Raw genomic sequence first — 20,832 nt, forward strand, 5'->3', positions numbered from 1 at the left:
CCTGTTACTCCGGTCGAGCCTGTTATTCCAGTTGAACCCGTTCCTCCGGTTGGGCCAGTTATTCCCGTCGAGCCTGTTGCTCCTATTGGACCGGTTATTCCCGTCGAGCCTGTTGCTCCAGTTAGACCAGTTATTCCTGTCGAACCAGTTACTCCTGTCGTGCCCGTTATTCCCGTCGGGCCAGTTATTCCTGTCGTGCCCGTTATTCCCGTCGAACCGGTTATTCCCGTCGAGCCCGTTATTCCAGTTGGACCAGTTGCTCCCGTTGTGCCAGTTATTCCCGTCGAACCAGTTTCTCCTGTTGAACCTGTTACTCCCGTCGAACCTGTTATTCCTGTCGAACCAGTTACCCCTGTCGGGCCGGTTACTCCCGTCGAACCTGTTATTCCTGTCGAGCCCGTTATTCCCGTCGGGCCAATTTCTCCCGTCGGACCTGTTACCCCAGTCGAGCCAGTTATTCCAGTTGGACCGGTTGCTCCCGTTGTGCCAGTTATTCCCGTCGAACCAGTTTCCCCTGTTGAACCTGTTACTCCGGTCGAGCCAGTTACTCCCGTCGAACCTGTTACTCCTGTCGATCCTGTTACCCCTGTTTCACCTGTTATTCCAGTTGAACCTGTTACTCCCGTAGGACCGGTTATTCCTGTCGAGCCGCTTATCCCTGTTGGACCGGTTGCTCCAGTCGGGCCCGTTATTCCCGCCGAACCGGTTGCTCCAGTCACTCCAGTAGAACCAGTTGGGCCAGTTATTCCTGTTACACCCGTTACGCCAGTGGGACCTGTGGGACCAGTTTTTTTAATCCCATTACAGGATAAACCATTACAAGAAAAACTATTACAGCAACTACATCTATTCGAATTAGAGTTTATTCCATTTAAATACGAATATAAAATTCCATTTTCTACTTTATTATTCACATTAAAAAACATGATTTTTCCTCATTTCATTACATAGTATCGTTCATTCAAAAAGTCATGAATAATACTATTTAGATAAAATGAAATATTACATTGAATATCTAACAGTAATACAAAACTCTCCTTCAACAGAGCCAGGTAATCCAGTAGTATCGACTTGAATTTCATCAAATAATTTTTCTGAAAATCCGACGCTGCTTTGCGGAGGAACATTTAGAGTGTCAATTACTGTTCCTCCTCTTAAAAAATTCACAACGATAATGTCTGTTCCAGTATCATTTTTAACATAACCAGTTGCTGATACGATTGAAGCTATGTTATTTGTATAAATCGTAATTACCCCTGGTGTATTAACTTGCCAGGTAGTACATACTTTATCTTGAAATATATTTTTAGTTGAACAACAACTTAAACCGTTACACATTTGCTTATCCCCTCATTTTCTTCATTTAAACTGAATAACGTGTCGTTATACAAAATTCACCTTGAAACAGAATATCTGCTCCAATAGGTATAATGGCTTGTATTACATCGAATCTTCTTATTGTAAACGCTAAGCTTGAACCTAATGTTACAGTTTCAGTATTAATCGTGCCCCCTGCAGAATTTAAAAAAACAATTTGTATTGGTAGCGTAGCTGAGCCAACCTCATACTTAACAAACCCAGTTCCAATAATATTTTGATTAATATTATTTTGAAATAAAGGAATGGTAACTGCCGTAGCGTCTCCAACTGCTTGCCATGGAGTACATACTTGGTCTTGTACAAAAATCTTTTCTGGACAGCAACTTAAAGTTGTTGTTGAACAATTACATGATGACATATATATTTAACTCCTCACTCTTTATTAAAAAAACATTATCTACATATATTAATCAGAAAGATATTAACCTGCTTGTACATTTGTCATCAAAAAAAGAATCTACCACTTTAAATTAAGTGATAGATTCCTTTTTTATATTTATTGATCTATCAACTCATCGATAGCCTTATATTACTTCGCCCATTTAGAACTGGTTTCCCCTATGAGGTCATTATTGAGATGGATCTAAAACAAAGTTTTACTAAAAAAATTCATACCTTAATAAAAAATGACGGAATTTATACTAAAAAACAAAATTCTAATTATATAATTGGATATACTTTAACTATAACTTACATACAAATTGTTTCATCAAACGGTGAATTCTAGTATAATAGATAGGATGTAAAAATTTTATTATGATCTTTGATTTAGAAAGGACTTTATAATAGATGGCAAATAAAGAATTAATGAATGAAGTTGCTAAGCGCCGTATTTTCGGAATTATTTCTCACCCGGATGCAGGTAAAACAACTTTAACTGAAAAATTACTACTTCACGGTGGAGCAATTCGTGAAGCTGGAACTGTAAAAGCTCAAAAAAATTCAAAATATGCAAAGTCTGACTGGATGGAAATCGAAAAGCAACGTGGAATTTCTGTAACATCTTCAGTTATGCAGTTTGAATACGATGAAAAAATGGTATCAATTATGGATACTCCTGGTCACAATGATTTTGGTGAAGATACATATCGTGTACTAACTTCTGTTGACTCTGCGGTAATGGTAATTGACGCTGCAAAAGGTATTGAAGCACAGACTAAAAAGCTTTTCCAAGTTTGTCGTATGCGTGGTATTCCTATTTTTACTTTTATGAATAAATTAGATCGCCAAGCTAAAGACCCTTTAGAATTAATGGAAGAATTAGAAGAAGTTCTAGGTATGCCTTCTGTAGCAGTTACTTGGCCAATTGGTAGTGGTATGCAATTTGAAGGAGTATATGATCGTCTAGAAAACGAAGTTCATCTTTTCCGTAAAGACGAAGTCATTAAACTAGGTTCAGAAGGCGTTCATGGTCCGGAATTAGAAGCTCGTTTAGAGCAATCCAATTTAGAAAATTTACGTGATGAAGTTGATTTATTAGAAGGTGCTGGTAATGAATTTAATTTAGATTTGGTTCAAGCTGGTGAATTGACTCCTGTGTTCTTTGGAACAGCATTAGTTGATTTTGGAGTTACACCATTTTTAAATCACTTCTTAGATATGTCACCATCTCCAGGACCACGTAAAACTGTAAACGGTGAAGTAAATCCGACTGATGAAGTATTTAGTGGATTTATTTTCAAGATTCAAGCTAATATGAATCCAGCGCATCGTGACCGTATTGCATTTTTACGAATTTGTTCAGGTGTATTTGAACGAGGTATGAACGTAACGCTTTCTCGTACAGGAAAACAAATTAAATTAAGTCAATCAACACAATTAATGGCAAATGATCGAGAAACAATCGACCGTGCATATGCTGGTGATGTAATCGGTATTTATGATTCTGGTACTTACCAAATTGGAGATACAATTACATCAGGTAAACAAAAATTATTCTTTGAACCATTACCAACTTTCCCACCTGAGCTTTTCTTACGTGTTAGCCCAGTTAACTCATTAAAATCTAAGCACTTCCATAAAGGCGTTGAGCAATTAGCCCAAGAAGGTGCGATTCAAGTTTATAAAAATGAATTTAATGAAGTTATTTTAGGTGCAGTTGGACAGCTTCAATTTGAAGTTTTCGAGTACCGTTTAAAAAATGAATATGGTTCTGATATCCGTAAAGACCATGTAGACTATAATATTGCTCGTTGGGTTAAAACTGATGATGTAAAAGGTCTAAAGAAATACCAAGATATGCGAAACATGCTAGTATACGACCGTTTCGAACGTCCTCTATTCTTATTTGCAAATGAATTTACTTTCAACCGCTTTAAAGAACGTCATGAGGAATTAGAATTAGTTGAAGCTCTTGATGTTAATAATGAGATACAAGTTGATTAATGTTATTTGAGGGTTAAAATACAGGGAGACAGGGGATAATTCCTCTGTCTTTTTTCTATAATTATTTCATACTTCCTTTTCACTTTATAAAATCGTTATGTAACTACCGCATTGCATTAGTTGAATTAGCATTAAAAAAATTGATTTCACCAAACAGTCTTTTTAGTACGCAAAAATCAATATTTTAGTTTAACAGAGCCATATTAAAAAAAAGAAACCCATAAGATGCGGTTTCTCTTTTTCATTTATTCTTTAATTTCTCCTGTTTTAATGCCTAAATCAATTAAATTCTTATTCATTTTATCAAAGTACGTTGATACATCTTTTATATTATTTTTACCCGTAGCGTCAGTCATTAATATAAAGTTATCATTCCATTCACTCACATACTTTTCTTGTTTCATACCTTTTACACTGTTAGCTAGTTCAAGATAGTGACTTGAAGCTTTGTTTTCTTTGTCTAATAATTTGGTATAGTCGTCTGGTGTTATTTCCTCATTGTTTGATTCTTTTACCATTAATTTTAGTATGGAAATTTTAATATCCTGCATGGCTTTATCCATTTCACTATAATTTTGATGAATTTTTTCCTTAGTTTCCGCAGTTACTTTGCCTTTATTATCATTTACACTCTGACAACCAGCTAGACCAGTTAACATTGCTATTGCTGAAATTGACACAATTAATTTTTTCAATTGGAATAACTCCTTTTAACATATCGTTTCTTAATAATGAATGGGCAATCGCTATTGCTTAGAAATAAACATGAAACCTCACCTTAAATCAAATGAATATTTTATACTCTAAAACAAATACTCTATAATGTAGGTCTTGCTTATTACAACCAATCTCTAGTATACCTCTACGACCTACCTATGTACACTCAACACCTGTCTTACTGACAGGTGTTTTTAATTTTAGACTATTTATTTATAAAATACACAGACTACGATAAGATGAGCCAGCTCTGCTCCTTTACTATCATCCCTGCAGAATAAATAACTCAACTATTTTTTCCCATAGTTAAAGATAAAACTTTTTTATACATCCTTCTTTTTTGAACTATTTTCCATTTCAGCAGACTTCATCGAATCCTTGTAGAGTAGTTTCACTAAGAATCGATACCTATCAACTATCCAGACTTCAATATACTTTTCCATAATTAACCCTCCCATTTAGTGTCCAGACATCTTGATATAATCTTGTATTCTCCCTCTCACCCCTAGTCCCCACTGTGTTTAATGGGTCGATATATGTGTAACATGTTAGTATATGACCGTTTCGAATGCCCTCTATTCCTATTTGCAAATGACTTTACTTTTAATCGTTTTAATGAACGTCATGAGGAATTAGAATTGGTTGAAGCTCTTGATGAGAATAATGAAAAACAAGTTGATTAATCAAAAAGCGAATGTTTTTACATCCACTTTTTTATATTGTTGAAAAAAATTTATAGGTGTTTAAAAACTCAAAAAAGCCGACTCTACTAAAATTAGTAAGTCGACTTTCTCCTAAATAATCTTAAAAGTTTTATTAGATTACATGTTTTTCTGAACTGATTTTATCATTTTTTTTGCTTGAAAATAAATTAGCTAATGCTTCTGGTAAGGCGATCATAGCCGGTAGGAAGATTGGTAGTAAAATAAAGCAAAGTACTACTAGACCTGTTATTACCGCTATAGCTAGTTCAAACAATAATAAAATCCCAGAAGGCATAAGTGTTGCAAATGTACCACCAAGTATGATTACTGCTGATATAATTACCCCACCTGTATGCTTAGACGCTAATACGATCGCTTCTTTTGCAGGCATATCACCATACTCTTTAAATCTCATCATTAAGAATATGCTGTAGTCTACTCCTAAAGCAACGATAATGATGAACGAGAAGAATGGGACAAATGAAGATATTCCTTCATAGCCTAGTAAGTTTATGAAAATATAATTAATCATAAACATTGCAGTATAGTATGCACCTAAAAGTGATGCTGTAATAAATACTGGTGTCCAGAATGATTTTATTACTAAGAACAATACAAGTAATACGCCAATAATTACAATTGTTGTTGTTTTATTTAGATCACTACTTAAAATATTGTTCATATCGTTTGTAGTTGCACTTGGTCCTGCAACTCCTGACTTAGCATGAGAAAGCTCTGTGCCCTTTAGTCCAGTTGAAACAGCTGTATCTATTTTCGTAATTGTATTCAAAGCTTTTTTAGAGTATGGGTCGTCTTTTAAAACGACAGTAAGCTTTGTGATTGTTCTATCTTTTGACATAAACATATCAAGTGATTGCTTAAAGTTCTTATCAGTCAATGCTTCTTTTGGAATAAAGAACGTTTTATTTGAGTTAAATTGTGTTAAGAAATCGTTTGTTTTCCCTAATCCATCAGAAATTTTTTGTAAGCCACCGTTTACATCAGACAGTTTTTGTCCAAAAGTACTAAAACCATTAATGCCAGCTACAAGTTGCTGCTGACCAGATTTCATTTGACCAAGTCCATCTGATACTTTATTCATATTTGTTACAATTTTTCCTAAACCTGATGAAGCATCACCTAAGCCACTTTCAATTCTTTTTAATCCATTAGACATTTGAGCTAAACCAGTGCTCATACTAGAAAGATTTTTGTTTGCAGTAGCAAAGCCTGAAGTGACAGCATTGTAGTTAGTATTTAATGCTTTTATCCCTTCTGGTGTGATTTGATTTAAAGCTGCAATTGTTTGATCAAGTGTTTGCTTCAATGCTTGATAATTACTGTCACTATTTGAATTAGCGTAACTAGTTCCTAATGCAGTTACCATTGATTGCATTTGTGAAAGTGCACCTTTCATACCAAGTAGCGCTTGAGCTACTTCTTGATAATGAGATCCAATTTCTTTATAACCTGCCTGCATTTTTTCGTAATTACTTGCTAATAGTGAAATACCATTACTCATTTTTAATAGATTCGTATCGATTGTCGCTAAACCATTGCTGATCGTTTGTGATTTACTTGAACCATCGTCGATCCCTGCTTGTATTTGTTTAATACCGCTACTTAAAGCTGTTACACCATTTTGTAGTTCAGTAGTACCATCTACCATCTGATTAACTTTTGAAAAATCTGCTGATCCAAGTTTATCTTGAGCTAAGCTTAATCCATCATGTATTTCGTTCACACCATCTTGTGTTTTCGAAATTCCATCTGTAACACTTCCCATTTGGCTATCAACATAAAAACTATCTATTTGCTTACCTTCTGGTTGTGTTACGGAAGAAACTTGCTTAACTCCTTTTATAGTTTTAAGCCTCTCAGTAACATTATCAATTACTGCAAGTGATTGATTGTTATCAAGTGCTTTGTTATTCTCAATGACAACTGTAGCAGGCATTGCCTGACCTTTACCAAAATGATCTGCTACTATATTGAAACCTTTTGATGAAGGATATTTATTTCCAAGTTCTCCAATGGTATCAAAGTTTAGTTTTTCTTTATGAAAATAAACCATAGGAGATAATATCAGTAAAATAACAAAAACCGTTATAATCGGTTTCTTAATAGCAAACGCAGACGAATTTCCAAAAAACTTGTTTTCCTTATGTCCGCCAACATTTTTAGAAGGCCAGAAAAGTTTTTTTCCTAAAACCTTCATGATAAAGGGTGTTAAAGTTAAAATTTCTAGTAATAATATACATACACCAATTACAACTACAACACCTGATTTATAAATTGGAGATTCAGCAAAAACAAGTGCAAGGAACGCGATAAATACAGTAAGAATACTATATGCGATCGTTTTACCTGCTGTTTTATATGTGTTTACAATTGAATCATCAACTGAATTACCTAGTGAAAGCTCTTCTCTAAAACGATTAAAAAGAAGGATATTATAATCCGTACCAACACCAAAAAGAATTAGTATTAATAGCATTTGAGTAAGACTAGTGATTGGAAATCCAGCTTTATCAATTAATTGAGCTGCAATCCCCATTGAGCAAAGATAAGAAAATGCAACTGCTATTAATGATACAAACGGTGTAACAATTGATCTAAACGCAATAATTAATACAACTAAAATAAATATAACTGTAAGTGCAGCACTTTTTTCTACACCTGATTGTGAAGCTTTTAAATAATCATTATTGATAAAGTCTTCACCGCTAAGATAATATTTAACCGGAACATTACTTAGCTTTTGATCTAGTTGTTTTTGGATATCATCTATTTCTCTTCCGTTTTTATCAAGTTTATAACTCACCATTAACGTTTTACCGTCTTTTGAAATTAATGAACTTTTTGCATTCGGAATACTAAATGGATCAATAATTTCCGATATTCTTAGTTCTTTACTACTATCGCGTACTGCTTTAACAGCATCGCCGATTTTTTCCATTTCATCATTGGAAATCTTGTTTTTATCATAAAAAACAATTAAGTTATTCGTCCCTTTTGTTGTATCCATTTTTTTAAGGATATTATCTGCCATAACGGAAGGAGAATTACTATTTGCCCCTTCTTGCCCTTTATTCCGTAGTATTGCATTAATGTCAGGCTGAATGACAGTCAGTACTACAGTCGCAATTAACCAGATTGAAAAAATGATCCAGCGACCTTTTATTATTTTTCGCATTTAATCCCCGCCCAATCTCTTTTTAACTTAACGATCTTTTTTTCCTTTTTCCTCATCAAGAAAATACAACACATCAAAGAATTCATAATTATCCATTCCATCTGATTCCATCTTTTTCTTAACAGCTGTAACTAATAATTTTAATCCCTGTTCTACAATTTCCTGATCACTCGTCTCCAAAAGACCTAATGCACTATTTATTGACTTGTTTGCAATTTCTGAAATACTGCCATTAATTTCATCTGCAATACCCTCAGGTAAGGAGATTTCAACAGATCGTTTATCGTTTGGATTTGGTGTTTTTAATAATAGTCCCTTTGTCGTTAACCGTTCAACAATATCCGAAACCGTACTTTGTGTCATTTTTAAATTTTTAGAAAGCTGTTTTATACTCATTGTTTTATGAGCATAAACTTCCCCAATTACTCTTGCTTGCGGAATTGTAACACCATGCTCTTCTGAATGTTTCTGTAGACTTTTCATTAAAAATCGTTGTAAAAAATCTATCGATTCACGAATAAATTCGGCTCTTTCTACCATTTAATCCCTCCTTTTAAATACTTCCCAAAAAATACATCTTATACGATGTATCGCATAAGATTTATATTAAAAGTCAGAGTCCAAATTGTCAATTTATATAATAGAAGATTCATGAAAAATATTGTTCTTTTAATCCTAAATGTTCACTTTTAAGATAAAAAATAAGGATGCCTAATTAGACATCCTTTTCCAAATTTGCAATTATCCTAAATTATGTAACGTTCGCTAGCGTTATTCTCTTAAACTCGAATCATTCTTTTTTTGATTTTTAAATTGTCTCCAACACATAATTGAGAAAGCACAACATCCAATAAAAAAAAATTAGCCACTAAACCAATTTTTATACTCATTTGGTATCATGTCGAGATATGGAATTGAAGGACTGAACTTAAAATAATCTATTACAAAGTGCCTTTTAATGATTTTATATAACGAAATGAGTAACCACCCAACAATTGTGGTAATTAAACTATCTCTAGTGATCGCGATGGAAATCTTGTAACCGTTGCCCTTATATATCTTCTCAAATAATTGCCGGGTTGAGTACAAAATAACAAAAACAAGAAACAAATGCATAAAATTATTATTTAGAAAATTAGATAGAGTCACATTCTCACACCTTTTTTAATTGTCTTACTAAAAATTATACCCACATAACTAGTATTTGTAATTTGGGGGAATTTCACCTTTTTTAAAGATTTTCAATTTTTATTTAGCTAGACTGCTTTTGACGAACGAAGTCTATCCCATAAATGCATCTGCAACCAGATTACTGAATTCCCTTAAATAATGGAGATAATTATTTCCACCATAGTTATATCTTTTGTTATACATTTTAGCAACAACAACATTATATTTAGGGATTACGAGAATAGTTGGACCTGTTATCCCTAATATTTGGTATGAACCTCGTGGTACTCGATCACCAATTTCACTATTTATTCTCGGAAAATCTTGAACATACCAAAACAATCCATTTTGTGGTAAATCTATATTCTTATTGTTAAAATTTTGAACTTGAGTTGCTATTTCAATAACTTCCTTCGGGAGAATCTGTTTTCCATTGATATTTCCTTTATTCAAATGAAGATTACCCCAATATGCAAATTCTCTTGTAGTGACATGTAAGTTAGACTCAGAACCATCACTTGAATATCCCAATTTAAATGATGCTTCTTTGTCCGGATTATCAATTACTTTCACTAAACGTTCATTTTCTTTCGTTTCCCAACTAGTTTCTTGTAATCCTAATGGTATCAAGACCCTTTCTTTTAGGAGTTCTGGAAAGCTTTTGTTATACAGATTTTTCATGAGATTTGTCATCATTAATATGTTAATACCGCGATATGCCCATCCTCGCCCTGGTTCAAATTCTCTATAAACGCTTCCGTTATCTGTCTCATTCAAACCATGGGAATGTGTAACTAAATGTCTTATAGTTGTTTTTCCAAGTAAACCTTCATCTAGTTCATCAAAATAATCAATTGCATAATCATCAAGGCTTTTAATTTTCCCTTCATATAATGCAAATGCAACTGCTAATCCTAAATAGCTTTTTCTTGAAGAGGCAACATTGAACTTTGAAGTACGGGTTACTGGTATAGAAATAGGAGAATTACAATGAAAACCATTATAATTTTCTAGTACAATCTTATTATCTTTCATGATTAGTAAAGCTGAAGCAGAACTTTGATTTCGAACTTTTATATCCTCTACCCAGTTTATTATTTCTTTAAATCGATTACTCATTTACTTTATCCACCTATATTTCTTTTTTTATCTATAAATTCAACAAATAATTAAGAGTCCCTTGTAAATTACATTTTATTCACTGATAATCATCTAATTTCCCAATGTGACATTGATTATTGATATAAACTCCATCTTTTTTACCAGCAAAATAAACTTCAATAAATCTATACACAAAGTTTACTAGGTTTTAATATTCAGATGATATGATTGGTTTAACTTCAAATGAGGGGGCAGAATAAATGAATGTACGTGCAGTTTTTATTGATATGGATGGGACCCTGCTAACAGTCTCAAACAACATTTCTCGCCGAAATATGGAAGCTATTAATAAACTCATTGATCAGGGAATTATGGTTTTTCTAGCAACTGGTCGACATTATGAGGTAACCGCTCCTTATCATAAAGAAATTGGATTAAAAACTCCGATGATCTGTTTGAACGGTGCGGCCATTCATGATGGAGAGACAGGAAGAATGCTTCAAAAGAATACAGTCAACGTGGATGAAGAATTACTCCATCATCTGACTGCTGAAAACCCTTGTAATGTTATTATCCATACAGCTAATGGACTTTACTGTAAGGAAATAAATGAAGAAATTGATTATTGGACAAAAATTGGGCAAATTCCACCAAGATACACTGGTGATTTAAGACAAGTTAATTATAGTGATGTTCTTAAATACAGTGTTCGAACAGGTGTACAAAATACTGAACTATCTTCTTTATTTAAAAAAGAAGCTGAAGTCATCGATTGGAACGACGGTTTTGAAATGGTAGCTCCAAATGTATCAAAATGGTCCGCAATCAAAAACTTACTTCATGCATATCAAATTAATCCAACTGAAGTCGTAGCAATCGGAGACGGACCAAATGATATTGAAATGCTTCGTCACGTTGGTACCGGTGTCGCTATGGGGAACGCTAGAGAAGAAGTTAAAGCAGTTGCTGACTTTGTAACTGGACATCATGAAAATGATGGATTAGCTGAATTTTTAGAACGTTATCTGCTTACATCAAAAGAAACATTTGCGATTTAGTAAGTAGGAGTAAATTCTAATTCCTCAATTAAAACAAAGGCTCAGAATAAACTCTGGGCCTTATTGGCATATTCGCATAATCCTTACTTATAAAAATAATTTTTATCACATTTTATTTACATGTTTCTGTTAAGCAATAAACTCATATATTAATTGACCATAAACTCTGAGTAATTTAAATTACACTCTTGATTGATTTCGTATTCTATCTCATTCCTTGATCTTCATCCACTTGGAGCAATAGTTTGTTCCCCTACTATTCATTCGTATTTTGATCATCAGACTACTTTCATACAATAAGAATGTTTTTTTATGCTTAATAATTACCAGACAGGTCTTAATCTCGCTGGTAATTTACCTCCATTTGCTTCATAAATTAATTTTGTTAAATCTTCTTTGAGTATTTGCATTCGTTTAGAACCTATGTTTTCCATCCAACGTTGCTCAATTTCAGTTAGTATTTCATCTTTTGCTTTCATTGCTGACCAACCGCGTTCGGTCAAAACAATAATTTTCCCTCTCTTATCAAAGGGATGATTTTGGCGTATTACATAACCACTTTTCTCCAGAAAATCCACCATTTTACTCACTGCTTGCTTTGTAATTCCTAAATAATCGGCTAGTTCTATACCTGTTGCTCCATCAGGAATAATACGTTTAAACAAAAAACCATGTGCAGATCGAATATCTCCAAATCCTAATTCACTCATTCTGTCATTTAGTTCATTAACCAATGTACTAAATGACATTGACAAAAGTGTTGTAAGATCCATTTCACTATTTTCTTGGTGATTCATATAGATAACCCTCTCTAGAAAAGTCAACCTAGTTGACTTTATTTTATACACATTGTACTATTTATTATATAGTCAATCAAGTTGACTTTATTTAAGTTCCGTTTTACCATGCATAATATAGTCAACCAAGTTGATTAAATTCCCTAATATTATAAGGAAATGAGATACCCATTTTTAATTAGTAAATAAAGAATATTATAAGAATAACTAGCAGGAGGAGAACAGAATGACAACAGTTTTATTTATAAAAGCAAACAATCGACCAGCAGACCAATCAGTGAGTGTTAAATTACATGAGGCTTTTTTAACGAGTTATAAAGAATCACATCCAAACGATACAGTTGTAAACCTTGATTTATATAACGAAGAATTGCCTTATGTAGGAGTAGATATGATTAACGGTACTTTTAAGGCTAGTAGGGGTCTTGATTTAACAGAAAAGGAAGCAGAAGCAGTAGCCATTTCTGATAAATATTTAGATCAATTCCTTGCAGCTGATAAAGTTGTATTTGGTTTCCCTTTATGGAATTTAACAATCCCAGCTGTACTACACACATATATTGATTACTTAAACCGAGCGGGCAAAACATTTAAATATACATCAGAAGGTCCAGTAGGTCTTATTGGAGATAAGAAAATTGTATTATTAAACGCAAGTGGCGGTGTATATTCTGAAGGCCCAAAAGCTGAAGTAGAAATGGCCGTTAAATATGTAGAATCTATGATGAGTTTCTTTGGTGCAAAAAACATCGAGAAAATAGTGATTGAAGGACACAATCAATTCCCAGATAAAGCAGAAGAACTTATTGCTGCGGGACTTGAAACGGCGGTTAACGTAGCAAGTAAGTTTTAATTAACAAGATATATTTCGTTATTACTTTGGAACCCTGGACCTAGTCTAGGGTTTTTGTTTCTACAAAAAAGCGATGCCTTTTATATGCATCGCCAAAATTATTTGAACTTATGATACTAGTAAATAAAGACACTGAATTTTTTTCACTGAAACCCTTTAATCTCCTCATTCTATTACATTTTCTACGGCCACCACAACCATCAAATCTTTGGATTTTGTATCATACAAAAATCAATCTTAAGTTTCATGCTTTTTTAGAGTCATATTGAAAAGTCGTTTTCTGTTTTGGTTCTTTTATAGATAAATAAACCGCAATAACAATAATAATACTTCCGACGAAAAAAGAAGGTTTAATTTCTTCATTTAATAAAAAGTAGCCAAAAATCGTACCAATCAATGGTTGTAAAAAGAAAAAGAGAGATCCCGTAGACGTGTCAATATATTCAAATCCTTTATTCCATAGATAAAATGCTCCAGCTGTAGAAATCGTTCCTAAAAATACTACCCCAAGCCAAATCCATAGATTAGTAGGTAAATCAGTCATGTGTTTCGATTGTTCTATTATTGAAATAGGTAAAGTAAAAACTACTCCAAAAACAGTTGCCCATGTTGTTACGGTTAAAGAAGAATATTTATTAGTCTGAACTTTACTTAAAACTGTATATAATGCCCAAGTTATTGCTGCACCTACTAAAATAAGATTTCCAAAATATGCTCCTATATTTGAATCACCTTTTGGAAAACCAATTACAACAACTACTCCAATAGTAGCTAATAATAATGAAATGATTTTACGACTATTAATCTTTTCTTTTAAGATAAAAAATGCAAAAAGAGATATTAATGCAGGTGAAGCTGATGTGATTAATGAGCCCATCGCCGCTCCAGATAGTTTAGTTCCAACAAATTGTAGTCCAATTGAGCCGGTGTAGCCTACCAATGCTATAATTGCCATTGGAAATAGATCTTTCTTACTTATTTTCCAGCTCTTTTGAAAAAAGCTAATGATTCCTAATGTTACTAGTGCTAGTAAAAATCTTATTTCTAATAATAGCCAAGGAGAAATGCTATCTAATACTACTTTACTGACGACATATGTCATCCCCCAAATACTAGCAGCTAACGATAAATATATTGCTCCTTTAAAGAAATTCAATTATTACTCATCTCCTAAATCATTCCATTCATTTTTTGAAAGTTCAAATATGATATCAGTTATATATCTCCCTTTAAAATAAGAGTTTTCAATTGTTCCAACCTGTTTAAAACCTAATTTCTTTATTAATTTAATTGAAGATGTATTTTGTTCGATTGCTGTTGCACTTATTTGCTCTTTATTTAATTCATTGAACAAATAAGCTAAAAGTGCTTTTAATGCTTCAGTAGCATAGCCCTTATTTTGAAACTCCGGCTCTAAAGTAAAGCCGATTTCAACTTGATTTGATTCAGTTAATGTATGTACTCCGATGTCACCTATTAATTCACCAGATTTTTTATTTTCAATCGCTACTTGAACCCATGAATCTGGAATATTCATAACAGCACATTTTTGTTTTTCTATAAAATCAGTTGCCTGCTCAACTGTATACTTTTCCCAACCTTGATAAATAGCCACATCCGGATTCGAACGATATTTATAAAAGTTGTTTAAGTCTTCATCTTTAAACCTTCTAAGCCTTAACCGACTCGTTTCAATCTCAAAAAATTTTGCTCTACTCATATTACACCTCAACTATTCACATATTACTAAATGTCTTACTATTATACTTTGAAATTTCAAAATAAACATAATTTTTTTCACTTGAATTTCTAATAGTGCATTGAATCAACTTGCTAAAACAATAAGTTTAATGCTCAAAAAAAGACAACTAAATAATCTATCAAGTCTTCCGTTATCAGATAAAAGTATTTCATTTTAATGATTGCGAAAAAAAATGATCCCAATGACTACAATTATTAATATCCAAGAAATTGGATTCGCCCAGTTAACCGTCCATCCTATTCCAAATGCTTTAGGTATTAAAAAATTAGAATCTTCCTTGTTAAAATAAAAGAAAGCTCCATTTTTCTTTCTATACTCATCTATTTCAGCAGTTGTCCACTTTCTCTTACTCAAAACCGCTCACATCCTATAAAGTTTATGTTTTTTTGTAAATTTCTTCTCACTATTTATTCATTTAATGAGAAATGCTGGTGACTAAATAAATTAACCAGCATCCTTCGATAATATCACAACATTTCCCTTCATTTTTTTATCAAATCTAATACGTGTTTTGTCTTTTAAACTAATGTAACATAATTTAAAGCAGAATCTTCAAGTTGAAGTTTTTCACAAAATAATTGATTAAATATAAGCTGATTGTTGATTTTCTTTTAAATGGCTGTTTAATGCAAAAAGAATTGTCTGAAATTCTACGTTAAAATTGCAAATTCCCCCAAGTTACTAATTACGACTAAGTTGGTAAAATTAAATTGTTATTCCTTTCAAAACTAAAGAACGCAATTATGGATTATGGCACTAATTCAATTTTTATGGTGCCAACACCGTTTTTTTTATATTGTATGTTATACTATTTCGAAGAATTGATATTAATAGGAGGTAAGCATTATGGCTGTTAAAAAACTCGAACATGTAGGGATACAAGTAAGAGATATAGATACATCGATTGAATTTTATACTAGAGTTGTAGGGTTAGTGTTTTTGGAAAAACAGGACCATTTCGATCCAAAAATTAAATTGGCGTTCTTAGGATTTGAGGATTCAATGGAACCGATTGTAGAATTAATTTCTGGTTATAACCCAGATTTACCAGCTGAAGGAAAAGTTCACCACCTTGCATTTGCAGTAGATAATATTGAAGCGGAGATCGCACGTGTTAAGGACCATCATGTAACATTTGTAGACGAGTCAGTCGCAACATTACCAAGTGGATCAAAATATATCTTCTTTTATGGACCAGACGGAGAGTGGATTGAATTTTTCCAGTCTTAATAATTAAAGTCTAACTTTTAGGATTTAATAACAATAAAACTAACATTTAAATATAACAGACCCAAAATAAAAAAGAGTGTAGAGAACTATTAAGGTTTCTCTACACTCTTTACGTCGAAAATATTAGCTAGTTTAAAAATATTAATATTGACTCAATTTATTTAATGGCGTTTGAATAATAAGCGGTTTTTTTGCGGGATCTAACCATTTTAAAATTGATACTACATTCGTTTTTGAAGTAGCTGTGCATCCAGCAGTATAGCCTGAAGTTCCTGCTATATGGAAAAATATTGCACTTCCTTTTCCTGGCGTTCTCGCTTGATTATAATTTATAACAAATCCATAATCATATTGTGAAATGTTCATTTTCTCTGCAGTTTTCCATCTACCATTATTAGCTGATGCTGATTGCCAAGTATTATACAATTTACTATTCGAATCATCGACCCATACATCATTGGACGTGATTTTTCGATACGTCATTTTAGTTCCTGGATTTGTATTTCTTCCAAAAGCTGTCGTTATTGTATATTTTCCTTCCGGTGTTTCGTAGTCACCTTCATGTTTATTACTAATCATGCCATTTTTACCGATCACACCTGTGTATGTATGTAACTTCTTCCACGTAGATCCACTTTTTTCAAAAGTCTCTATTAAAGCATTTCTCGTACTTTCATTGCTAGCTGAAACAACGATTAATTGTTTTGATGTACCTAAAGTTTTCATTTTGTTCACAGTCGCTGTCGAAACTGTTGTAGCGGATTTTTTTATGTATTTACTTGAAACCCATCCAGTCTTGCTTCCGCTAGTAATTTTATACCAAGTTCCACTTGTACTCGTAATTGAAACTTTTGCACCTTTTTTAAGTGTTCCAACAATTTTATTGCTCGTGCTCGGACCACTTCTAACATTTAATACAGTTGCAGTTACTGTACCATTAACTGTAGCAGCTTCCACTGTTTTAATCGCATTTGGAGTAATATTACTATAGAATAAACCTCCAGTTAAAATTGAAAGCGCCAAAGTTGTTTTGCAAATACTTTTAATCATTTAATCAGCTCCATTGTAAAGTAAATCGATCTTCATGAGCCTCTATTATACAGAACTAACCTTTACATAATAAGGACATTTTTATTACAATTCAACTTGTATTATAACATTTCTATAAAAATTGTAGAAACTATTAAAATTTGTCCGATTAGTACTAAATTATTTAATTTAGACTCACTGTTATACTATTTTTTTGATTTTTAAAAAGTTATTATGGATTATTTCAAAATTAAGTTCCCATATGATCGGCAATAAAATTTAAAAAAGCTAATAAAAAAACAGAAGCCATACTATTTCTAGGCTTCTGTTTTTAATTTATTAATGTCCTACCATCATTGAAGATTTTGATTCGTCAAGTTCAGCTTGAGACGCATCTGAGTCTTTCAATTTCGGTTTACGTAATATGATTGCTAATAATGCACCTGCTAATGCGATCCCTGCAGCAAGTAAGAATGTATCACCAAATGCTGAAATCATTGCATTTAAAGGATTCTTTGCTGTTGCCATATAATCTTTTGTGCTAGATGTTAAGAATCCAGCCATACCAGCTACAGCAAATGAAACCATAACTTGCTGTGCAGCAGCAGTTAAAGGCGTTACACGACTTACTAAATGTCTAGGTGCTGATTGTAATACATGTGTATTAATTGGCATCATTGATAAGCCCATTCCAGCGCCCATCATTGCAAGAGTTAACATGATGAATGCATTTGATGAATCAACTGAAATCTTAGAGAAAATGAAAAGTGCAGATGTAATGATTGTTAAACCAACTAGTGCCATCGGTCTAGCACCAACTTTATCATACATTTTACCACCGATTGGCATCATTAAAGCAGATGCTAAAGCTTGTGGTAACATGATTAAGCCTGTTTCAAACGCTCCATATTGCTTAACTGTTTGTAAAAATAATGGAACGATTAAGAACGAACCAAATAACGCAATTTGCATGATCCATGTGATTAAAATACTTCTAACAAAATCAGATGATTTAAATACACGTAATTCAAGTAGCGGTTGTTTTTGACGAAGCTCAACTACGATGAAAAGTAATAGTGCTACTCCACCAACGATTAAGCCTGTTAATGTTCCTTTAGAAGTCCAACTAGTTGCACTTTGGCTAACTCCGTATGCTAACATTGAAAAAGCGATTGGAGCAATAATAATCCCTAATCCATCAAGAGATGGTACTGATTTCGTTTCAAAATTCGGTAAGAATTTAAATCCGATGATCATCGCAATAATACCGATTGGTAGATTAATTAAGAAAATCCAGTGCCATGTAGAATATTCTACAAACCATCCTGAAATAACTGGACCTAATGCCGGAGCAAGTAACATTGGAATTCCTAGCATTCCCATAATTGATCCGATTTTTTCTGGAGGAGCTAATCTAAAGATGATTGCCATACCGATTGGAGCAACCATTCCTCCGCCTATTCCTTGAATAACACGGAATAAAATTAACTGTTCTGGTGTTTGTGCAACTGAGCAAAGTACTGAACCGATCGTGAAAAATAGAATCGTTAAAATGAAAATTCTCTTTGCACCAAATCGATCAGACATCCATCCTGCAAGTGGAATAACTGCTGATAATGCTAAAGTATATCCGGTAATCGTCCACTGCATTTTTGTTAAGTCAGACTTAAAGTATTCCGTAATCCCTGGTAATGCCACGTTTACTACGGTACTGTCTAAAATAACCATGATCATCCCTACGATTACTGCCATCATAGGACCGATAATCGTTTTTACGCTAAACGGCTTCTCAGCCGTATCATGCTGATTATTCATATTTTATCCCCATTTCTTCTATATATATTTTGAAAAACTTGTTCAAAATGCTCAAAAATTTAGTAGTCCAATAATCAAAAAATAATAACGGTGCAATTTGAACAGAATGTTTATCATACAAAAAACTAAACAAAATGTAAATGGTAAATGTTTCTACTTTAGAAACAGTATTCACAATAAGTACAGTATATTTGATGTTTTAGTCCATTTCAAGTTTAATTTTCATTAATATTTGTAGATTTTGTGTAAACAGAAAAAACTTCTAACGCAAAAAAAATAGCCTTTATGATTTTATTCACAAGGCTATTTTTTAATTACACTAATTTAGTTATTTGTTTTTAACGTACTTCATCATTAAGCCCGCAATAGTATGTTGCTCTTGTTCATCTGCAACATTCCAAAGGTCTTTTAAGATTTGTTCTTCTGCATTTTTAGGCTCTACTTCATTTGCTAAATAATTTCCTAAGCGAAAAGCCATTTCATTAATAGCGCCTTCTCCAACACCTTTTTCGCCCGTTGCATCTAAACGATCACCTAAAAAATCTTTCCATTGATCCCAGTTATCTAAAATTGACATTGCTTTCACCTCATAAAATTAAAGTTGAAGATTACATAAATACTATTTACTTCTTTCAAAGAAATTATGTATCAAAATTATCCTGGTATTACTTTTAGATGAATTAAAAAAAGAGCTATCTTCACCTTTATAATGAAATTTAGCTCTAATTTTATCTTATTGTTTGTTTTCATTCATAAAAAATATAGCCAATGTACCTGGACCTGCATGAGCACCAATTGCTGATCCAATTGAATTAATGACAAATTCCTTACATCCAAACGCTTCGGCCACTGCATTTTTTACCTCGATGGCTTTATCTAAATCGTCCCCATGAGATATACCAATAATTTGACCAGATAAATTTGTTCCTCTTGATTCCATAATTTCAAGAATTCTTTTCAACACTTTTTTAGAACCTCTAATTTTTTCAAGTGGAATTAGTTTCCCACCTTCAACGTGTAAGATCGGTTTAATATTTAATAAATTCCCAACAAATCCTGCAACTTTACTTAAGCGACCTCCACGCACTAAATACTGTAAGTCATCGACAGTGAAAATATGCTCAATATGTTGAATATTATTTTTTATATTCAAAACAACTTCTTCTTTCGTTGCACCGTTATTCGCTAGTTTTGCAGCATTAACAGCAATTAACCCTTGTCCAATCGAAGCACCTTTTGTATCATAAATCTCTAAATCAAAGTCAGGAAATTCTTCCTTCAGCTCATTTTTTACCATTACAGTTGATTGATATGTACCTGAAAGTTCAGACGAAAAAGCGATATATATACACGACGTATTTTCTTTTGCATATTTAATAAACGTATTATAAATATACTCATATGAAGGAAGTGAAGTTTTAAATACTTTTCCATTGCGCATTTCATTAAATAAAGTTTTTGAATCTAATGTTACACCATCAAAATATTCTTTTTCATCTTCCGAATAAACTCTTAGAGGAATCACATCAATATTGTATTCCTCAATTATTTCTTTAGGCAAATCAGCCGCACTATCTGTTATTATTTTTACATTCATATATTCTTACCTCGGTTTCAAAAATTAATTTATTCTAT

Annotated in this window: 20 protein-coding genes; 5 read left to right on the forward strand and 15 right to left on the reverse strand. The window is 32.8% G+C overall.

Annotated elements, in window-relative coordinates:
* From CN692_RS27000 to CN692_RS03735, 3 genes are all read right to left on the reverse strand, one after another.
* The coding region (locus CN692_RS27000) for a collagen-like protein (protein WP_142317486.1) at positions 1-926 on the reverse strand (926 nt) is incomplete at its 3' end.
* A gap of 76 nt (positions 927-1,002) precedes the next feature.
* Positions 1,003-1,338, reverse strand: a complete 336-nt coding sequence (locus CN692_RS03730; RefSeq protein WP_098117785.1) for a DUF3992 domain-containing protein — start codon at positions 1,336-1,338, stop codon at positions 1,003-1,005.
* Between the two features lie 25 nt (positions 1,339-1,363).
* Positions 1,364-1,738 (reverse strand): DUF3992 domain-containing protein, encoded by a 375-nt coding sequence (locus CN692_RS03735; protein ID WP_098117786.1) that lies wholly within the window; start codon positions 1,736-1,738, stop codon positions 1,364-1,366.
* 431 nt (positions 1,739-2,169) lie between these two features.
* On the opposite strand from CN692_RS03735, the gene CN692_RS03740 reads away from it, so the two are divergent.
* A complete protein-coding gene (locus CN692_RS03740) occupies positions 2,170-3,765 on the forward strand; it encodes a peptide chain release factor 3 (protein WP_098117788.1) in 1,596 nt (531 codons plus the stop codon).
* 245 nt (positions 3,766-4,010) lie between these two features.
* On the opposite strand, the gene CN692_RS03745 is transcribed toward CN692_RS03740, so the two are convergent.
* A complete protein-coding gene (locus CN692_RS03745; RefSeq protein ID WP_098117789.1) occupies positions 4,011-4,460 on the reverse strand; it encodes a hypothetical protein in 450 nt (149 codons plus the stop codon).
* A 558-nt stretch (positions 4,461-5,018) separates the two neighbouring features.
* Here CN692_RS03745 and CN692_RS25980 point away from each other — a divergent pair.
* Positions 5,019-5,165 carry a hypothetical protein gene (locus tag CN692_RS25980; RefSeq protein ID WP_179865633.1) on the forward strand — a complete coding sequence of 49 codons (147 nt, stop codon included), beginning with the start codon at positions 5,019-5,021 and terminating at the stop codon, positions 5,163-5,165.
* Positions 5,166-5,298: 133 nt separating this feature from the next.
* On the opposite strand, the gene CN692_RS03750 is transcribed toward CN692_RS25980, so the two are convergent.
* The 3 genes from CN692_RS03750 to CN692_RS03760 form a co-directional block, all read right to left on the reverse strand.
* Complete coding sequence (locus CN692_RS03750; protein WP_098117791.1) at positions 5,299-8,382, reverse strand: MMPL family transporter; 3,084 nt, start codon at positions 8,380-8,382, stop codon at positions 5,299-5,301.
* 27 nt (positions 8,383-8,409) lie between these two features.
* Positions 8,410-8,922, reverse strand: a complete 513-nt coding sequence (locus tag CN692_RS03755; protein ID WP_098117792.1) for a MarR family winged helix-turn-helix transcriptional regulator — start codon at positions 8,920-8,922, stop codon at positions 8,410-8,412.
* A gap of 741 nt (positions 8,923-9,663) precedes the next feature.
* The gene (locus tag CN692_RS03760) at positions 9,664-10,671 is read right to left on the reverse strand and encodes a serine hydrolase domain-containing protein (protein WP_098117793.1); all 1,008 of its coding nucleotides are present in this window, start codon (positions 10,669-10,671) and stop codon (positions 9,664-9,666) included.
* Positions 10,672-10,913: 242 nt separating this feature from the next.
* On the opposite strand from CN692_RS03760, the gene CN692_RS03765 reads away from it, so the two are divergent.
* Complete coding sequence (locus tag CN692_RS03765; RefSeq protein ID WP_098117794.1) at positions 10,914-11,711, forward strand: HAD family hydrolase; 798 nt, start codon at positions 10,914-10,916, stop codon at positions 11,709-11,711.
* A 323-nt stretch (positions 11,712-12,034) separates the two neighbouring features.
* Here CN692_RS03765 and CN692_RS03770 read toward each other — a convergent pair whose 3' ends face one another.
* Positions 12,035-12,508: a MarR family winged helix-turn-helix transcriptional regulator gene (locus CN692_RS03770; RefSeq protein ID WP_098117796.1), complete on the reverse strand. Its 474-nt coding sequence runs from the start codon at positions 12,506-12,508 to the stop codon at positions 12,035-12,037.
* A gap of 226 nt (positions 12,509-12,734) precedes the next feature.
* On the opposite strand from CN692_RS03770, the gene CN692_RS03775 reads away from it, so the two are divergent.
* On the forward strand, positions 12,735-13,361 hold the full coding sequence (locus CN692_RS03775; protein ID WP_098117798.1) for an FMN-dependent NADH-azoreductase: 627 nt from the start codon (positions 12,735-12,737) through the stop codon (positions 13,359-13,361).
* Between the two features lie 244 nt (positions 13,362-13,605).
* Here the strand turns inward: CN692_RS03775 and CN692_RS03780 are convergent, their stop codons facing one another.
* The 3 genes from CN692_RS03780 to CN692_RS03790 form a co-directional block, all read right to left on the reverse strand.
* Positions 13,606-14,517 carry a DMT family transporter gene (locus tag CN692_RS03780; protein WP_257143960.1) on the reverse strand — a complete coding sequence of 304 codons (912 nt, stop codon included), beginning with the start codon at positions 14,515-14,517 and terminating at the stop codon, positions 13,606-13,608.
* Positions 14,518-14,520: 3 nt separating this feature from the next.
* Positions 14,521-15,081 (reverse strand): GNAT family N-acetyltransferase, encoded by a 561-nt coding sequence (locus CN692_RS03785; RefSeq protein ID WP_098117799.1) that lies wholly within the window; start codon positions 15,079-15,081, stop codon positions 14,521-14,523.
* Between the two features lie 195 nt (positions 15,082-15,276).
* On the reverse strand, positions 15,277-15,477 hold the full coding sequence (locus tag CN692_RS03790) for a DUF5808 domain-containing protein (protein WP_098117800.1): 201 nt from the start codon (positions 15,475-15,477) through the stop codon (positions 15,277-15,279).
* A gap of 492 nt (positions 15,478-15,969) precedes the next feature.
* Here CN692_RS03790 and CN692_RS03795 point away from each other — a divergent pair, with 492 nt between their 5' ends.
* Positions 15,970-16,353: a VOC family protein gene (locus CN692_RS03795; RefSeq protein WP_098117802.1), complete on the forward strand. Its 384-nt coding sequence runs from the start codon at positions 15,970-15,972 to the stop codon at positions 16,351-16,353.
* Positions 16,354-16,494: 141 nt separating this feature from the next.
* Here CN692_RS03795 and CN692_RS03800 read toward each other — a convergent pair whose 3' ends face one another.
* The 4 genes from CN692_RS03800 to CN692_RS03815 form a co-directional block, all read right to left on the reverse strand.
* Positions 16,495-17,403, reverse strand: coding sequence for an SH3 domain-containing protein (locus CN692_RS03800; protein WP_098117803.1), 909 nt, complete (start codon positions 17,401-17,403; stop codon positions 16,495-16,497).
* A gap of 318 nt (positions 17,404-17,721) precedes the next feature.
* On the reverse strand, positions 17,722-19,197 hold the full coding sequence (locus tag CN692_RS03805) for a DHA2 family efflux MFS transporter permease subunit (protein WP_098117804.1): 1,476 nt from the start codon (positions 19,195-19,197) through the stop codon (positions 17,722-17,724).
* Between the two features lie 328 nt (positions 19,198-19,525).
* Positions 19,526-19,774, reverse strand: coding sequence for a DUF3243 domain-containing protein (locus tag CN692_RS03810; protein ID WP_098117805.1), 249 nt, complete (start codon positions 19,772-19,774; stop codon positions 19,526-19,528).
* A gap of 156 nt (positions 19,775-19,930) precedes the next feature.
* Positions 19,931-20,794, reverse strand: coding sequence for a DegV family protein (locus tag CN692_RS03815; protein WP_098117807.1), 864 nt, complete (start codon positions 20,792-20,794; stop codon positions 19,931-19,933).
* Between the last annotated feature and the right edge of the window lie 38 nt (positions 20,795-20,832).

This window comes from Bacillus sp. AFS002410, assembly GCF_002556365.1.
GTDB lineage: Bacteria > Bacillota > Bacilli > Bacillales > Bacillaceae_G > Gottfriedia.

Excerpts from the sequence above, each read along its gene's own strand:
- CN692_RS03805 (WP_098117804.1), bottom strand. The coding sequence starts at position 19,197 with ATGAATAATCAGCATGATACGGCTGAGAAGCCGTTTAGCGTAAAAACG.
- CN692_RS03755 (WP_098117792.1), bottom strand. The coding sequence starts at position 8,922 with ATGGTAGAAAGAGCCGAATTTATTCGTGAATCGATAGATTTTTTACAA.
- CN692_RS03775 (WP_098117798.1), top strand. The coding sequence starts at position 12,735 with ATGACAACAGTTTTATTTATAAAAGCAAACAATCGACCAGCAGACCAA.
- CN692_RS03795 (WP_098117802.1), top strand. The coding sequence starts at position 15,970 with ATGGCTGTTAAAAAACTCGAACATGTAGGGATACAAGTAAGAGATATA.
- CN692_RS03735 (WP_098117786.1), bottom strand. The coding sequence starts at position 1,738 with ATGTCATCATGTAATTGTTCAACAACAACTTTAAGTTGCTGTCCAGAA.
- CN692_RS03815 (WP_098117807.1), bottom strand. The coding sequence starts at position 20,794 with ATGAATGTAAAAATAATAACAGATAGTGCGGCTGATTTGCCTAAAGAA.
- CN692_RS03760 (WP_098117793.1), bottom strand. The coding sequence starts at position 10,671 with ATGAGTAATCGATTTAAAGAAATAATAAACTGGGTAGAGGATATAAAA.
- CN692_RS03740 (WP_098117788.1), top strand. The coding sequence starts at position 2,170 with ATGGCAAATAAAGAATTAATGAATGAAGTTGCTAAGCGCCGTATTTTC.
- CN692_RS03785 (WP_098117799.1), bottom strand. The coding sequence starts at position 15,081 with ATGAGTAGAGCAAAATTTTTTGAGATTGAAACGAGTCGGTTAAGGCTT.
- CN692_RS03750 (WP_098117791.1), bottom strand. The coding sequence starts at position 8,382 with ATGCGAAAAATAATAAAAGGTCGCTGGATCATTTTTTCAATCTGGTTA.
- CN692_RS03810 (WP_098117805.1), bottom strand. The coding sequence starts at position 19,774 with ATGTCAATTTTAGATAACTGGGATCAATGGAAAGATTTTTTAGGTGAT.
- CN692_RS25980 (WP_179865633.1), top strand. The coding sequence starts at position 5,019 with ATGTGTAACATGTTAGTATATGACCGTTTCGAATGCCCTCTATTCCTA.
- CN692_RS03800 (WP_098117803.1), bottom strand. The coding sequence starts at position 17,403 with ATGATTAAAAGTATTTGCAAAACAACTTTGGCGCTTTCAATTTTAACT.
- CN692_RS03770 (WP_098117796.1), bottom strand. The coding sequence starts at position 12,508 with ATGAATCACCAAGAAAATAGTGAAATGGATCTTACAACACTTTTGTCA.
- CN692_RS03765 (WP_098117794.1), top strand. The coding sequence starts at position 10,914 with ATGAATGTACGTGCAGTTTTTATTGATATGGATGGGACCCTGCTAACA.
- CN692_RS03730 (WP_098117785.1), bottom strand. The coding sequence starts at position 1,338 with ATGTGTAACGGTTTAAGTTGTTGTTCAACTAAAAATATATTTCAAGAT.